The sequence below is a fragment of the Rhodococcus sp. 852002-51564_SCH6189132-a genome (assembly GCF_001665495.1).
GTDB lineage: Bacteria > Actinomycetota > Actinomycetes > Mycobacteriales > Mycobacteriaceae > Rhodococcus > Rhodococcus pyridinivorans.
Map to the genome: position 1 here is coordinate 1 of NZ_LZMJ01000048.1, position 16,056 is coordinate 16,056.

At 69.2% G+C, this 16,056-nt stretch carries 13 protein-coding genes; 2 read left to right on the forward strand and 11 right to left on the reverse strand.

Annotated elements, in window-relative coordinates:
• Positions 1 to 58: 58 nt before the first annotated feature.
• The 7 genes from A5767_RS22610 to A5767_RS11355 form a co-directional block, all read right to left on the reverse strand.
• Complete coding sequence (locus A5767_RS22610) at positions 59 to 220, reverse strand: NAD(P)H-dependent oxidoreductase (protein WP_231913174.1); 162 nt, start codon at positions 218 to 220, stop codon at positions 59 to 61.
• On the reverse strand, positions 217 to 1,359 hold the full coding sequence (locus A5767_RS11330) for an LLM class flavin-dependent oxidoreductase (RefSeq protein WP_006553997.1): 1,143 nt from the start codon (positions 1,357 to 1,359) through the stop codon (positions 217 to 219). Before A5767_RS11330 ends, A5767_RS22610 begins: the two co-directional genes overlap by 4 nt.
• 97 nt (positions 1,360 to 1,456) lie before the next feature.
• Positions 1,457 to 2,674, reverse strand: a complete 1,218-nt coding sequence (coaE, locus tag A5767_RS11335) for a dephospho-CoA kinase (RefSeq protein ID WP_197483235.1) — start codon at positions 2,672 to 2,674, stop codon at positions 1,457 to 1,459.
• A gap of 47 nt (positions 2,675 to 2,721) precedes the next feature.
• Positions 2,722 to 3,555, reverse strand: a complete 834-nt coding sequence (locus tag A5767_RS11340) for a DUF5602 domain-containing protein (RefSeq protein ID WP_064852345.1) — start codon at positions 3,553 to 3,555, stop codon at positions 2,722 to 2,724.
• Positions 3,556 to 3,602: 47 nt separating this feature from the next.
• The gene (locus A5767_RS11345) at positions 3,603 to 4,991 is read right to left on the reverse strand and encodes an FAD-binding oxidoreductase (RefSeq protein WP_064852346.1); all 1,389 of its coding nucleotides are present in this window, start codon (positions 4,989 to 4,991) and stop codon (positions 3,603 to 3,605) included.
• 112 nt (positions 4,992 to 5,103) lie between these two features.
• Positions 5,104 to 8,526 carry a BTAD domain-containing putative transcriptional regulator gene (locus A5767_RS11350; protein WP_082937674.1) on the reverse strand — a complete coding sequence of 1,141 codons (3,423 nt, stop codon included), beginning with the start codon at positions 8,524 to 8,526 and terminating at the stop codon, positions 5,104 to 5,106.
• Positions 8,527 to 8,607: 81 nt separating this feature from the next.
• The gene (locus tag A5767_RS11355) at positions 8,608 to 10,065 is read right to left on the reverse strand and encodes an MFS transporter (RefSeq protein WP_064852347.1); all 1,458 of its coding nucleotides are present in this window, start codon (positions 10,063 to 10,065) and stop codon (positions 8,608 to 8,610) included.
• A gap of 294 nt (positions 10,066 to 10,359) precedes the next feature.
• On the opposite strand from A5767_RS11355, the gene A5767_RS11360 reads away from it, so the two are divergent.
• Entirely contained in the window at positions 10,360 to 10,572 is a 213-nt protein-coding gene (locus A5767_RS11360; RefSeq protein ID WP_064852348.1) for a hypothetical protein, read from the forward strand.
• A 175-nt stretch (positions 10,573 to 10,747) separates the two neighbouring features.
• Here the strand turns inward: A5767_RS11360 and rpsA are convergent, their stop codons facing one another.
• Positions 10,748 to 12,208 carry a 30S ribosomal protein S1 gene (rpsA, locus tag A5767_RS11365; protein WP_006554003.1) on the reverse strand — a complete coding sequence of 487 codons (1,461 nt, stop codon included), beginning with the start codon at positions 12,206 to 12,208 and terminating at the stop codon, positions 10,748 to 10,750.
• Between the two features lie 219 nt (positions 12,209 to 12,427).
• Between rpsA and A5767_RS11370 the strand changes: the two genes are divergently transcribed.
• Positions 12,428 to 13,336 (forward strand): class I SAM-dependent methyltransferase, encoded by a 909-nt coding sequence (locus tag A5767_RS11370; RefSeq protein WP_006554004.1) that lies wholly within the window; start codon positions 12,428 to 12,430, stop codon positions 13,334 to 13,336.
• A 7-nt stretch (positions 13,337 to 13,343) separates the two neighbouring features.
• Here A5767_RS11370 and A5767_RS11375 read toward each other — a convergent pair whose 3' ends face one another.
• Genes A5767_RS11375 through A5767_RS11385 form a run of 3 tightly spaced genes read right to left on the reverse strand, consistent with a single transcriptional unit; the run spans position 13,344 to position 16,029 of the window.
• Positions 13,344 to 14,117 (reverse strand): amino acid ABC transporter ATP-binding protein, encoded by a 774-nt coding sequence (locus tag A5767_RS11375; RefSeq protein ID WP_019289663.1) that lies wholly within the window; start codon positions 14,115 to 14,117, stop codon positions 13,344 to 13,346.
• A complete protein-coding gene (locus A5767_RS11380) occupies positions 14,114 to 15,100 on the reverse strand; it encodes an amino acid ABC transporter permease (RefSeq protein ID WP_006554006.1) in 987 nt (328 codons plus the stop codon). Before A5767_RS11380 ends, A5767_RS11375 begins: the two co-directional genes overlap by 4 nt.
• 11 nt (positions 15,101 to 15,111) lie before the next feature.
• Complete coding sequence (locus A5767_RS11385; protein WP_064852349.1) at positions 15,112 to 16,029, reverse strand: ABC transporter substrate-binding protein; 918 nt, start codon at positions 16,027 to 16,029, stop codon at positions 15,112 to 15,114.
• Positions 16,030 to 16,056 lie beyond the last annotated feature (27 nt).

A 16,056-nucleotide genomic window follows, 5' to 3' on the forward strand; every position in this document is an offset into this window, starting at 1 on the left:
AGGGCGCGGGCCCTTTTTCAATCACCGACACGGCAACGGGGTCGATCGGCACCAGCCCCTACCAAGTGCGAAGAGCCCGTAATTCGATGACCTCGGTTTCCGCGTCGTCTCCGCGCGTGCCGACCGCGACACGAGTGGCCTCGGCGATGCGGTCGGCGAGCAGACGGGTGGTGGACGGCTCGGCCAGGCCACCGCTGACGACGACGATACGGCGGGTCATCGGGCGTCCGCCTCTTCCGGCACGAGGTCGACGCGGGCCGGGATCACCTGACGGTGCGCCGAGTCGGCTCCCTGCGCGGCGAGCGTGCTGTGTGTGGGCGGGTCGGACGGCACGTGGGCAGGGCGGCGGCGTTCGAATTCCGCTCGCAGTACCGGCACGACCTCCCGGCCGAGGATCTCGATCTGCTCGAGCACGACGTCGAGCGGCAGGCCGGCGTGGTCCATGAGGAACAGCTGACGCTGATAGTCGCCAGCGTAGTCGGCGAAACCGAGTGTGCGTTCGACGACCTGCTCGGGTGTGCCGACGGTCAGCGGTGTCATCGTCGAGAAATCCTCGAGCGACGGGCCGTGGCCGTAGACGGGGGCGTTGTCGAAATAGGGACGGAAGATCCGTTTCGCCTCGGCCTCGGTCTCCGCCATGAACACCTGGCCACCGAGCCCGACGACGGCCTGGTCTGCGGCACCGTGGCCGTACTGCTCGAACCGCTGCCGGTAGAGAGCGATCATCTGCTGGATGTGTTCCTTGTTCCAGAAGATGTTGTTGTGGAAGAAGCCGTCGCCGTAGAAGGCGGCCTGTTCCGCGATCTCGGACGAACGGATGGAACCGTGCCAGACGAAGGGCGGGGTGTCGTCGAGCGGCCACGGGGTGGAGGTGTAGCCGTGCAGCGGTGTGCGGAACTTGCCCTCCCAGTCGACGACGCGTTCGCGCCAGAGCCGTCGCAGCAGGTGGTAGTTCTCGATGGCGAGCGGGATGCCCTGCCGGATGTCCTTGCCGAACCACGGGTAGACCGGTCCGGTGTTCCCGCGTCCCATCATGAGGTCGACGCGGCCGCCGGACAGGTGCTGGAGCATCGCGAAGTCCTCGGCGATCTTCACCGGGTCGTTGGTGGTGATGAGGGTGGTCGCGGTCGAGAGGATGAGCTTCTCGGTCCTCGCGGCGATCCAGCCGAGCATCGTCGTCGGCGAGGACGGGACGAAGGGGGGATTGTGGTGCTCGCCGGACGCGAAGACGTCCAGGCCCACCTCCTCGGCCTTCAGCGCGATCTTCGTCATCGCGACGATGCGCTCATGTTCGGTGGGGACCCGGCCCGTCGTGGGGTCGCGCGTGACGTCGCCGATGGTGAAGATGCCGAACTGCACGGTCGAACCTCCGTCAAGTAGTTGAACTGTCAACTATCCTAACGGGCGGGTCGCCCGGAAGATTCCCGGGCGGGTCTCCGCCCGGGATCCGGACCCCCTAGGCCGACCAGCCGGTGCTCTCGGCCCACTCCCACGCGCGGTGATGCGCCCGGTCGAACCACGGCGCCTTGAGCGCTGCGTAGGTGGCCGCCGCCTCGGCACGATCCGTCTTCTGCGACGCCCCGACTGCGGCATCGGCCTTGAGGTCGGCGTACTCGCGCTTCGCGGTGTCGACCGCGGACAGCCAGTCGCGCAGTAGCAACGCGAACTGCTGGGCGGGCCAGCCGTCCACCCGGACCGCCACCCGCGCCGGACGGCCGGGATCGGCGCTGCCGTGCAACCGCATCTCCCACACCGCCGGGTCGGTCTCTCCCCCGGCCCCGTAGGACGGTTTCGGATCGTCGGTCACCACATGGTCGATGCGCGGGAAGCCCGCAGCAGCCAAGGCGGGTGCGAGCGCATCGGCTGCCGCGAGATCGCCGACGGTGATCTGCAGGTCGATGACGTCGACGGCGGCCAGACCGGGCACCGCGGTGGAGCCCACGTGGTCGATACGCTTCGCCGCGCCCCCGGCTGCGAGGGCCAGCCGGGCGACGAGCCGCTGCGCCTGCCGATGCCATTCCTCGCGCGCGGGCACGAGAACCGGATCCGCCTCGACCACCACACCGGTGCGCAGATTCTTCTCGAACGGCACCAGGCGATCGTTCCACAGCGTCCGGACCTGCTCGACCAGCACCTGCTGATCACCGGTGTTGTCGAGCCACACGTCGGCGACCTCGCGTCGCTGTTCCTCCGTCGCCTGCGCCGCGATCCGCGCGCGGGCGTCCGCCTCGGGCATGCCGCGCAGTTCGACGAGACGCCGGATCCGCTCCGCCTCGTCGGCGTGCACGACGGCGACGAGGTGGAAGGCCGGCGCCATCCCGCCCTCGACGAGCAACGGGATGTCCTGCACGACCACCGCGTCGTCGGGCGCAGCGGCGACCAGCTCGGCGGTGCGGCGCCCGACCCGGGGATGGGTGATGGCGTTGAGAACCGCGCGCGCGTCCTCGCTGGCGAACGCCTTCGCGGCGAGGGCAGGACGGTCGAGGGTGCCGTCGGGCTGCAGGATGTCCTCACCGAAGGCGTCCACGAGCTCGGCGAGGCCCTCGGAGCCGGGAGCGACGATCTCCCGGGCGACGACATCGGAGTCGACGATCACCGCCCCGAGTTCGACGAGCTCCTTGGCGACGGTCGACTTGCCCGCGCCGATTCCTCCGGTCAACCCCATTCGCAGCACGTTGCCCAGTCTCGCATCACTACGTCGCCGAGGCACCTTCGCGGTCCCTACGAGGCCTCGCGCATCGTCAGCCCCGACAGCGCGACGACATACTCGCCCGCCTGTTCGTCGAAGTCGACGGTGTACACCGTCGGGTAGTAGCCGGTCCGCCGGTAGGACGACGGTTGTTTCACGATCTCCCGCAGGGACGGCTTCGTCGCCAACCACTCCCGCGTCATCATCGGCTCGATGAAGATGAACTCCCCGTCCCACGATCCGTTGAGCAGCACCTCGGTGAACTCGAAGGAGCCGGGGATCACGTCGTCCGCGGTGTCTGTCCAGTGCATGCCCATGAACGGCACGGTGTTCTCGACGGGTGGACCGGGTGGTGGGATGTATCCCTCCGGAACGTACTCGGGTTCGGGGAGCCGCGCCGCGCGCGCCGCGAAATCGGGTGCGGCCGGGTCCACCTCGTGGTCGGCGTCCGTCGTGTAGAAGTGCATGTCGAAATGGGGCGCGCCGTAGAGGATCTCCGGGTCGTGCCCGTTCGGGTTCCAGCCCAGCATCACGTGGTCGAAACCGGTGTCCGGAGCACCCGCGGGAAGAGCCGGCATGAGCATCGTCGTGCCGGCGCCCGGACCCTCGGGAAGGCCGGTGAGCACGGACTCCGACATCCGGATACCGACCTCGCGCGGTCTCCCGCCGTGATCGACGACGATATATGCGCGGGAGATTCCCTCCCCCAGTTCGTTTTCCGGCCCGTAGAGGGTGGTGACACCGTGGTCGTGCCCTGCCATCTCCGCACCCTCGGCGGTCGGGACGGATCCGTCGCTGCAACCCGCGAGGGTCAGAACGGTGCAGGTGGAGAAGGCGAGTGCGGTGATCGATCGAGAAGTGCGCATTGCCTGCCTTGCGTGAGTGAATGGGTTCGCGGTGGGAGGTGTCGGTCTCATCGGGGTCGGCGCACGACCTGCCCGACGCGCAGCACACCGTGGGTGTCGTGCTCGTCGGCGAGAGCGCCGAGCCAGTGCGCGGTGTCGTCGTCGTAGGTCCGCGCGATGCGGTCCGGATCCGAGGTGGCGGTGAAGTTGGGCAGCGACGTGCCCGTGGCCCACGGTGCCAGTGCCCGATCGATGACCTGGATGTGCGCGACGACGACGTCGGCCGAGGGTGGCGCGAGGACGCCGCTGACGAAGAGGGAGAAGGCGGCGTCGCGGTGACAGAAGGCGCTGCGATGCCGTGGTTCGCGTGCCAGCGCTCCGCCGAGGAGCCGCATCTCGATGATGGTCTGCGGCGAGTGGGAACCAGGTCCCGCCACCGAGAGCAATACGTCGATCGCGTCGTGCGTCAGTTCGCGTGTCAGCGCACTGTGTTCGTGGACGGGCATCGGGTCGACCGGGTCGGCGTGCACTGCTCCCAGTGCCGTGTACGGCAGGGTGCCGATGCCGTCGAGGATCGGGGTCGCGACCGTACGCAGCGCGCCGAGGATCTCCTCGGACTCGGCTTCGCCGGCGACGCTCGCGAAGCGGACGGCCACGGTGGCGCGACCGGCCAGCGGTTCCGGGACTCCCGGCAGCGGTGGCAGTTGAAGGAAGGCCAGCGAGGTCGAACTGTGCTCGGGCAGGCCCGCGCACAGGTCCAGCCAGGCGTGCGCCACCGCGTCCGCGTCGGCGCCGTCGAAATACAGCGCGCCACCGTAGAAGTGCGGCAGGGGCACGAGATCGATCTCCACCGCGGTGACGATCCCGAGGGTCGCCTTGCCGCCGCGCAGGCCCCAGAACAGTTCGGCGTGCTGTTCGGAAGTCACCCGGAGCAGGTCTCCGTCACCGGTGACGAGATCGAAGGCCCGCACGTGGTCGGAGGACAGTCCGTAGGTGCGAACCAGCGGTCCGATTCCGCCGCCGGTCAGGAAACCGGCCACGCCGACGTGGGGTGCCGATCCGGCGAGCGGGGCCAGACCGTGGGGTGCGGCGGCGTCGACGACCTGCTGCCACACCAGGCCGGCTCCGAGACGGGCGGTGCGGGTGTCGGGGTCGATCAGGCATTCGGTGAGGCGGCCGGTGTGCACGAGCAGCACATCGTCGCCGAGGGGCACGGCGCCGTGCCCGGTGCGCTGTACGGCCACCTTCAGGCCGTGTTCGCCGGCGAACCGGACGGTGGCGCTGACGTCGAGGGCGTTCTCGACCGCGATCACCGCGCGGGGACGGACCGGGACCGCCACGTTCCACGGGGTCGCGGCGTCGTAGCCGGGTTCGCCCGGCACGGAGATCGATCCGGTGACCGCGGTGCGGAGCGCGCCGAGGGGGTCGGTGCCGACGGTGGGCGTCCGGTGGTTCATGTGCACTTCCTTTCGTCGCACGGGATGAGGTGCGACGAAAGAGTGCCGGGACCGGCTTGGCGGCTTCTTGCGGCGACGTGGGGGCGTCGTCCAAGCGTCCGCCAAGAACCGGTCAGGTGGGGATCGAGCGGGCGTGGGCGGCGAGGCCGAGCATGCCGGTGCGGGCCGCTTCGTCGGCGATCGCGACGATCTCCCGGCTGCGTTCGGGCGAGGCCGGGCGCAGTAGGGCGCGCAGCAGACGGCACCGCAGCAGTGTCGGTGGGCTCGATGTGCGGGTCGCAAGGTCCTCGGCCCGGTCCAGCAGCGCCGCGGCGTCGTCGGTGCGCCCGAGCAGTGCCTGCAGGCGTGCGCAGACCTCCGCCACCGAACCGATCACCCCGACCTGTCCCACCGTCGCGATGCGATCGGTGAACGGATCGAGGAGCTCGAGGAACATCTCGGCGTAGTCGACGAGGGCGAGGTCGGCGACGACGCGCGCGATGAGTGTGCGATGCCCGAGGGTCGTCCAGGTGAAGGGTGCGCCTTTTGCCGCCCATTGTTCGATGTCGCGGATCACCGTCCCGGTGTCCCGACGGGCGCCGGCGATCGCGATGCTCCAGGAATCCGGTTCCACGGTGCCGGGATCCGCGTCGGCGAGGGTGCCGTACTCCCATTCGAGGGTGTTGGTGGCGAGGTCGGAGCTGCCCGCCGTGTACAGCTCGGTCTGCAGGTGGAACTGAGTGGCGGTGTCGTAGTGGCGCCGGGTCTCGGCGAAGTCGCCGTGCCATGCCGCAAGCGTCGCCTCCATCCATCGGAGCTGTACGCGCAGCACGGGCAGACGCAGCAGATCGCAACCGGCGATGCCCAGGCGGACGTGGGACGTCGCGGCGTCGACGTCGCCGAGGTTCATCAGTGTCATGCTCGCAACGGCGTGGGCGATCACCTCGTCGAACCGGGCCTGCTGGTGTGGCAGTGCGAGGAGTTCGTCGGTGAGCCGGGCGGATTCGCGGCTGTGTGTCGCGACCCCCGAGTAGAGGAGGATGCGGCCCAGCAAGGCGTCGGCGACGACGTCCGGGTCGGCGAGTTCGCGTGCGATCTCCAGCGCGGTGCGGCTCATCCCGTCGGGGACGGACGAATCGGGGTGATAGCAACTGCCCACGGCGAGCGCCGCGAGTACCCGTGCGTGCGCCGCGCGGTCGGCCGCGACGAACGGTTCGAGTGCGGCGAGGCGGTCGAGGACCGGTCCCGGATCCTTGCCGTAGGACACCCACGGCCATGCACCGGCTGCGCGCAGCAGCGCTGCGGCCAGGCGACCGGCCGTCGACGTTCGGCCGTCCCGGACCGCGTCGAGCAGGCCCGCGTCGACGACGTCGAGTACGGTCTGGCCGCGCCCCGCCCGGGCGAGTGCCTCGACACGCGCGACGAGCAGATCGTCGCGATCGCCCGGGGATCGTTCCGCGGCGGGCAGCAGGTCGAAGGCCCGGACGGCATCGTCCCACCAGCGTGCCGCCTCCTCCGAGTTCCATCTCTCGGTGGCCTCGCGGGCGGCGGTGACGCAGGCGTCGAGCACGACGCGAGCGTCGACGAGCGGCAGTGCCGCCATGAGATGCCGGGCTCGTCTGCCGGCACGATCCGGGTCGCAGGAGTCTGCCAGGACCTCCGCGACGCGTGCGTGCATGCGTTGGCGGCGGAGGGCGGGAATCGCCGCGAGGACCTCGTCGCGGAGCAATCCGTGGGCGAAGGCGTACCCCCGCAGTCCCGGATCGGCGACGATGATGCGCTCGTCGGCGGCGTCGTCGAGGTAGTCGGCGAGGGTGTCGGGATCGAGGCGCGTCGCACCGGTGAGGATGTCCATCTCGATGGTGTCGCCGACGACCGCGGCCACCCGGAGCACCTGCAGCACGGCCGGTTCCACCGCGGCGAGCCGCCGCGCGAGGACCGACCGGACCGCCATGGGGATCCCACCGTCGAGGCGTTCGTCCCGGGGAAGTCGCGCGTATTCGGACACGAACAGCGGGTTGCCGCCGGTGCGTTCGGCGAGTAGGCGCGCCTCGTCGGAATCGAGCGGCGCGCCGCTCACATGCCCGGCCAGGGCGGCGACCTCGGGTTCGGCGAGCGCCGGGACGTCGATGTGCCGGTTACCCTCGCCGTGCAGCACGGCGTCCACGAACCGCTGGACGCCGGGGGTCGTCTCCGAGTCGCGGAGTGTGCACACGATCCAGACACCCCGCTTGTGCAGGACTCCCACGAGGTACAGCAGGCAACGTAGGGAGGTCGGGTCGGCCCATTGGATGTCGTCGAGCACGATCGTGAGCACGGGAGTGTGCGCCGCGGCCGTTTCGACGACGCCCAGAATACGCTCGTAGACCGCGAAGCGCGCTTCGTCGGATTCCACTCCGGTGGGCGGGATCAGGGTGGTGTCGGCGTCGACGCCGAGTTCGCGCAGGATGCGCCGGATCGGCCACCAGGCGGGTGCTCCGTCGTCCTCGAGACATCGCGCCCACACCGTGTTCCCGCCGATGGCGGCGGTCCGGGCGTCGCATTCCTCGGCGAGGCGGGTCTTGCCGATACCGGCGGGCCCGGTGAGGACGACCCAGCGGGTGGCGCCGGAGCGGACCTCGTCGAGCATGCGGTCGAGGACGCCGGTCTCGGAGGTGCGTCCGACGAAGATGCGTCCGGGGCCCGGCGCCGGGGTGGGTGCGGGAATGGTGGGCGCGGCCGGTGTCGGAACCTCCTCCGCGCCCGTCCATCCCGGGGTTCGGGGCCACGCGGCGAGTCCCGGTTCGTGCCGGAGGATCGCGCCCTGCAAGTCGGTGAGTTCGGTGCCGGGCCGCAACCCCAGCTCGGTGTCCAGCCTCGTCTCGTGGACGCGGAACTGTTCGAGTGCTTCCGACGAACGCCCCGCTCGGTGCAGGGCGAGCATGCGCAGCCAGCAGGTGCGGTCGCGGAACGGGAACTCGCTGCACAGTTCGGTGGCGTCGACGAGAGCGGGCGCGAGGCGACCGAGGGCGAGCAGTGCGGTGATCCGGGTCTCGCGGCATTCGGTGCGCACCTCGTCGAAGGATGCCGCCGCGACCTCCACCCAGTGTTCGTCGCGCAGGTCCTCGAGGAGATGCCCCCGCACGGAGTCGAGGGCACGGTCGGCGGTGTCGAGTGCGAACTCCCATTCCCCGTTCTCGGCATGCCGACGGGCGGTCTCGGCGTCGTCGAGGAAGCGGGCCAGGTCGACCGACTCGGCCGGGATATCGAGGACGTAGCCGGGCGGCTGGCGCACGATCGGGGAGGCCGCACCGCTCTCCCCTCTCAGCACCCTGCGCAGATTGGAGATGTACGCCTGGATGCTCGCCATCGCACTGGCAGGCGCCTCGTCCTGCCACAGGGCGTCGATCAGCCGGTCGGTGGAGATCACCCGCCCCCGGTTGAGCAGCAGGACGGCGAGGACCGCTCGCTGCTTGCGCGGCCCGAGATCGACCTGCGACTCCGACGGGGGCACCGCCGGATCGGCCGTCGACGCGACCCGGACCACCTCCAGCGGTCCGAGCAGTCGGTACATCATGTGGTGAGCCCCCTCGACCCCGGCCGAACTACGCGATCGTTGCAGTGTAAGGACCGTTTTCGCCGGGTGCGCGGCGACTTCTCATCCCGTCACGGCCGGGAGTTCGACCGTGTCGCTCTCGGCGTCCCCGAACACCGGTGCGGTCTGCGGCCGGGGACGCAGGCAGACTGCACACACCACGGTTCCGAGAGCCGCAACGAACGCCGCCGCCACGAGCGCCCCCTGCAGGCCCGACACGAAGTCCTGCGGTGATCCGCCGGGCAACAGCGACTCGGCCGGCAGGAACATCCCGAGCACCGCGACGCCGACGGCGATGCCGGTCTGACGGAACGCGTCGTTGATACCGGCCGCGAGACCGGAATGATCCGCGGTGCTCTCCCCGAGGACGATCCCGCTCATCGCCGGGTTGAACACGCCGGCGGCCGCGCAGGCCACGACGAGTCCCGGCAGCAGGACGTACTTCGAACTGTCCGCCTCGGCGACCGTCATCACGAGCAACCCGACGGCGACGAGCGCCAGCGAGCACGACAACGAGACCCACGCAGGGACGACACGATCGAGTTTCGCCGTCGCACCGGCGACGACGAACCTGGCGACGGTCGCGGGCAGGTACACCAACCCCGCCTGCACCGGCGACAGCAGCAGGACGTTCTGCAGATACAGCGTGGTGTAGACGAATACCGCGAACAGCGACGCCGAGATGGCGAAGGCCGCGACCTGCGCTCCGACGAAGGCCCGGTTGGCGAGCAGGTACGGGGGCAGCATCGGTTCGGCGGTGCGCATCTCGTGCGCGACGAAGGCGACGAGGGCACCGACAGCGAGCACGAAGGCGATGACGGCCTGCGCATCGGACCACCCGATCTCGTGGCCACGCAGCACGGCGAACACGAACGCCGCCAGCCCCACCGCGGCCAGGAGCTGCCCCGGCACGTCGGCGGCGCGCGGACGGGGATCTCGCGATTCGGGCACCCAGCGCAGGGTCAAGAGCAGGGTCACGAGACCGATCGGCACGTTGACGAAGAAGATCGCGCGCCAGTCCAGCAGTTCGGTGAGCAGACCTCCGACGAGCGGACCGACCGCGAAGGCGCCGCCGATGGTCGCGCCGTAGGCGGCCAGGGCCGACGCCCGCGCCCGCCCTCGGTCGAAGACGTCGGCGAGGAGGGCGAGCGAGCAGGCGAACAGGACCGCCCCACCGATGCCTTGCACTGCCCGGGCGAGATCGAGGACCCAGATCGTCGGTGCGAGGGCGCACAGGAGCGAGGCGCCCGTGAACCAGACGAGGCCGACGACGAACACTTGGCGGCGGCCGCGGCGATCGGCCCACGACCCGGCACCGAGGACGGCTGTGGCCAGGGCGAGGGTGTAGGCGTCGATCACCCACTGCAGTGAACTGACGTCCGCGTCGAGGTCGACGGCGATCGACGGCAGTGCGGTGTTGACGACGGCGATGTCGAGCATGAGCATCGCCGTCGTCACGCACACCACCAGCAGCGTGATCCGTTTCGTCGCGGTACTTCTCGCGGGGGTCGCTGTGGTCATCGAGAATCCTTCCGTGTCGAGGTGTGTGGATCTCGGACACGGTGCGCCGCGTCGCTTGGGACGAACCGGGCGTACTTCTTGGACGGCCGAGAGAACCGCCGACGTCTCCCCTCGGAGGGGCGCCGGGGATCACACATCGATCACGGCGGGGTCACGAGGCGGTCGCAACGCCGCTCGGAAACTGGACACACCCCCTTCTACCTGGGGTAAATGCGGAGAATTCGACCGACTGTCCGATATCGTCGTTGCGAAGCATCCGTCCCGGCTCGTCCGGAGCATTCGAGAAGGCAGGCCATGCGATCCTCCACCTCAACCACAGGTCGGCATCGCCTCGGCATAGAAAACGGTGTTCACTGCATCCTCATCCCCGAGGTCGCTGCCGCCCTCGCCGAGCATCGGCGGAACTGGTTCACCGCGCTGCTGACGAACGCGCGCCACAGCCACGCCGCGATGCGCAAGCGGGCGACGGCCCTACCCGCGCAGTGGGCCACTCCCGCCGTGGGATGAGCTCGCCGGGAGTTGAGCACCTGCTATCGACGACACACGAAGACCGGCCCCCTCCGATTCGGAGGGGGCCGGTCCCGTTGTGGCCCGGGAGCCCTTGTGCCACAGCAACAATGACCCCCCGGAACGCGGACGACCCCGCACCGAACAGTGCGGGGTCGTCCGTCGAAGCGCTGTATCAGGCGTTACCCGACAGCTTCTCGCGCAGAGCGGCGAGCTGGGCGTCGCTCGCGAGCGATCCACCGGTGGTCTCCGGAGCCGCCTCGGCACCCGACTCGGAGGAGTAGTTGCTACCGGACACGCCGGCCGCAGCCTCGGCGGCCTCATCGGCAGCCATCTTCTCGATCTGAGCGGTGTGCATCTTGTGGCGACGCTCGGCCTCCGCGTAGCGGGACTCCCACTCCTCACGCTGCTTCTCGTAGCCCTCGAGCCATTCGTTGGTCTCGGGATCGAAGCCCTCGGGGAAGATGTAGTTGCCCTGCTCGTCGTAGCTGTCGGCCATGCCGTACTTCGACGGGTCGAACTCGGCCGTGTAGTCCTCGTTCGCCTGCTTCAGCGACAGCGAGATACGACGACGCTCGAGGTCGATGTCGATGACCTTGACCATCGCGTCGTCGCCGACAGCAACGACCTGGTCCGGGACCTCGACGTGGCGCTCGGCCAGCTCGGAGATGTGGACGAGGCCCTCGATGCCCTCCTCGACGCGGACGAACGCGCCGAACGGAACGAGCTTGGTGACCTTACCCGGCACGATCTGACCGATCGCGTGGGTGCGGGCGAACTGACGCCACGGATCTTCCTGCGTCGCCTTGAGCGACAGGGAGACGCGCTCGCGGTCGAGATCGACGTCGAGAACCTCGACGGTGACCTCGGTGCCGACCTCGACGACCTCGGACGGGTGATCGATGTGCTTCCAGGACAGCTCGGAGACGTGCACGAGGCCGTCGACACCGCCGAGATCGACGAAGGCGCCGAAGTTGACGATGGAGGACACGACGCCCTTGCGGACCTGGCCCTTCTGGAGCTGGTGCAGGAACTCGCTGCGAACCTCGGACTGGGTCTGCTCGAGCCATGCGCGGCGCGACAGGACCACGTTGTTGCGGTTCTTGTCGAGCTCGATGATCTTGGCCTCGATCTCCTTGCCGACGTAAGGCTGGAGGTCGCGGACGCGCCGCATCTCGACGAGCGACGCGGGCAGGAAGCCACGCAGGCCGATGTCGAGGATCAGGCCGCCCTTGACGACCTCGATGACGGTGCCCTTGACGGCCTCGTCCTTCTCCTTGAGCTCCTCGATCGTGCCCCAGGCGCGCTCGTACTGAGCACGCTTCTTGGACAGGATCAGACGGCCTTCCTTGTCCTCCTTGGTGAGAACAAGAGCCTCGACCTCATCGCCCACCGACACGACCTCGTTGGGGTCGACATCGTGCTTGATGGAGAGCTCGCGGGACGGGATGACGCCTTCGGTCTTGTAACCGATGTCGAGCAGCACCTCGTCGCGGTCGACCTTGACGATGGTGCCCTCGACGATGTCGCCATCGTTGAAGTACTTGATCGTGGCGTCGATGGCGGCGAGGAAATCCTCGGCGGAGCCGATGTCGTTGACGGCTACCTGCGGCGAGGTGACGGTGGTGGAGGCCATGTGTTGAGTTGCTCCGGACGGGTTGATAGTCGGTTGGTCAAATTCGGTCGGGCACGTGAAACACCCACTGCGATACGGCGATGTGCGAGTCACGGCGAGTTCCTCGTTCGAGCCTGGGGCCGAACTGCGGACACTCGCGATCACCAGGCTACGCGCTTCGAGGGGACCCGGGCAAACCGATATCGGGACCGCTCCCCCGCACCCGATAGGCTCACACCCATGCCGGGCTCCGCGAACCCCCCTTTTCCAGACCTTTCGGGCGTCCCGGAGGGAACCGACGACGAGGCCGCGCGGCACGCGGACGCCGAGACGATCCTCGGCGAGACCCGACCCACCCGGACCCGCCTCGGCTCCCTCGAGAGCGAACGCGCGAACCGGGTCTGGTGGGACGCCGACACCGACGACTACCACCGCACGCACGGCGAGTTCCTGGGCGTGGACTCGGCCGCCGGGGAGTTCGTGTGGTGCCCGGAGGGCCTGCACGAGGGCGATGTGCAGTTGCTCGGCCCGGTTGCCGGACGCGACGTCCTCGAACTCGGGTGCGGTTCGGCGCCGTGCGCCCGCTGGATCGCCGGGCAGGGTGCCCGGGCAGTCGGGCTGGACATCTCCATGGGGATGCTGCAGCGCGGACGCGCGGCGATGACCGGTTCCGGCCCGACGGTTCCGCTCGTACAGGCCGGCGCCGAGAACCTGCCGTTCGCCGACGGAAGCTTCGACATCGTGTGCTCGGCGTTCGGCGCGGTGCCCTTCGTCGCCGATTCCGCCCGGGTGATGCGCGAAGTGGCGCGGGTGCTGCGACCCGGCGGACGGTGGGTGTTCTCCGTGAACCACCCGATGCGGTGGATCTTCCCCGACGATCCGGGCGAACAGGGCCTGGTCGCGATGTTCCCGTATTTCGACCGGACCCCCTACGTCGAGGTGGACGCGACGGGCCGGGCGACCTACGCCGAGCACCACCGCACCGTGGGCGACCGGGTGCGCGAACTCGTCGCCGCCGGCCTCGAGGTCTACGACATCGTCGAACCCGAGTGGCCCGAGCATCTCGACCGCGAGTGGGGACAGTGGAGCCCGCTGCGCGGTTCGATCTTCCCGGGCACCGCCATCTTCTGCAGCCGCAAACCCACCTGATGCCGACTCACAGCAGCCGGGACAGGAACTCCCGGGTCCGGCTCTCCTTCGGGTCGGCCAGCACCTGGCGGGGATCACCGGCCTCGACGACCACGCCGCTGTCCATGAACACGAGCTGATCGGCGACCTCCCGCGCGAAGCCCATCTCGTGCGTGACGACGACCATCGTCATGCCGCCGTCGGCGAGATCGCGCATCACCGCGAGCACCTCGCCGACGAGTTCGGGGTCGAGGGCCGAGGTGGGCTCGTCGAACAGCATGAGCTTGGGATCCATGGCGAGCGCGCGGGCGATCGCGACGCGCTGCTGCTGGCCGCCCGAGAGCTGCGCGGGATAGGCGTCGACCTTGTCGGCCAGCCCGACCCGCGCGAGCAGGTCCCGGGCCTTCTCCACCGCCTCGTCACGCTTGAGCTTCTTCACGAGGATCGGCGCCTCGATGATGTTCTCGAGCACGGTGCGGTGCGGGAACAGGTTGAAGTGCTGGAACACCATGCCGATGTCGCGGCGCTGCTTCGCGGCGGCCCGCGGGTGCAGTTCGTACAGTTTCGAACCCCGTTCGGCGTAACCGACGAGATCGCCGTCGACGTACAGGCGACCGGCGTCGACGCGTTCGAGGTGGTTGATGCACCGCAGGAAGGTCGACTTGCCGGATCCGGACGGACCGATCAGGCAGGTCACCTGGCCGCGCCCCACCTCGAGCGAGATGCCCTTGAGCACCTTGACGGCGCCGAAACTCTTGCAGACCCGGTCGGCCCGCACCATCGGCGTCTCGACGGACGTCATATGTGTTCCTCCCCCGGTGCGCCGGGCTTCGGCGTCGGCTTGCCGGCCTCGGCGACCGGTACGTTCTGTGCGTCGGCGAGTGCCTGCAGCTGACGGGCCGTGAGCTGCCGGCTCAGGCCCTTCGAGTAGTGCCGCTCGAGGTAGTACTGGCCGATCATGAGCAGGCTGGTGATCGCCAGGTACCAGGTCGCGGCGACGAGCAGCAGCGGGATCGGCTGGAAGTTCGCACCCGAGATGTCGCGGGCACGGCCGTACAGCTCGAGGCTGTAGGGCACGGCGGCGACCAGCGAGGTGGTCTTGAGCATGCTGATCAGCTCGTTGCCGGTCGGCGGGATGATGACCCGCATCGCCTGCGGCAGGACGGTGCGGCGGATGGTCTGCGACCACGACATGCCGAGCGCCGTGGACGCCTCCAGCTGCCCCTCGGGCACGGAGGTGATGCCGGCGCGCACGATCTCCGCCATGTAGGCCGCCTCGTTGAGTGCCAGGCCGATGACGGCGAACAGGAACGCCGCGTTCAGACCCTGCACGTCGATGTGGACGAACTGGTGGACGAACGGGATCCCGAGGTCGATCTGCTTGTAGATCGACGGGAACAGTCCCCACAGCACGAGTTGGACGTACACCGGGGTACCGCGGAAGACCCACAGGTACAGCCACGCGACGGAACGCAGCACGGGATTCGGGGACAGACGCATCACCGCGAGCACCACGCCGAGGACGACGGCGATGGCCATGGCGAGCACCGTCAGCTGCACGGTCTTCCACGCGGCTGCGGTGATGCGGGCGTCGAACAGGTACCGGGCGTAGATGTCCCAGCGGTAGGCCTCGTTGGTGGCCGCTCCCCAGGCGAACAACCCGAGTGCGATCAGGACGATCGCGCCGGAGATCCATCGTCCGGGATGTCGCAGGGGTACTGCGCGTATCGGCTCCGGGTCGTCCGGTCGCGGTTCCGCGGATCTCGCGGACGTGGACTCGCTCATGGTTCCCTTTCTCAGCTCGTCGCGCCGTTGATCTGCGAGGCGGTGATCGCGCCGTCCTCCATGCCCCAGCGCGCGGTGATCTCGTCGTACGCACCGGAATCGATGAGGTACTGCACTGCCTGCTGCAGTACGGGACCGAACGGCGACCCCTTCGCGACGACGAATCCGTAGGGCGCGGCGTCGAAGACCTCACCGGCCGGTTCGAGTCGTTCCTCGCTGCGGGCGATGACGTACGCCGTGACCGGCGAGTCGGCGGACAGTGCGTCCACCCGGCCGAGGATGAGGGCATTGGCAGCCTCGTCCTGGCTGTCGTACTTGACCTTGTCGATGGGCGGCAGCCCGCGGGCGACGCATTCCTCGCTCTTCGCGGGGACCTCCTCGAGGTCCTCGATGGTGGTGGTCTGTACCGCCACCCGCAGTCCGCACGCGTTGTCGGGGTCGACGGATTCGCCGGTGCGCTGCGCCCACTGCACTCCGGCGCTGTAGTAGGTGACGAAGTCGACCGATTCCTCGCGTTCCTTCGTGTCGGTGAACGACGACGAGCCCATCTCGAAGGTGCCCGCCTGGACGGCCGGGATGATCCGGTCGAAGTCGGCTTCGTTGAGCACCGCCTCGAGTCCGAGGACGTCGCCGAGGGCGTGGACGAGTTCGACGCCGAAGCCGACGATGGTGCCGTCGTCGTCCTTGAACTCGTTGGGGGCGTACGGGACGTTCACCCCGACCTCGAGGGTGCCGCCGTCGGCGATGTCGGGCGGCAACTGCCTCGCGATGGCGTCGACCTTCTCGACGGTGACTCGGTCGCCGGGCGGCACGGTCGATTCGCTGTTCACCACGCACCCGGTCGCGAAGGCAAGCACCGCCGCTCCCGCCGCCAGCCTGCTCAGGGTCCGGACGTGACGCCCCCACGAGGTCACGCGGCGGGTGTGCACTGCTCGATTCACAGTCGCACAGTATCC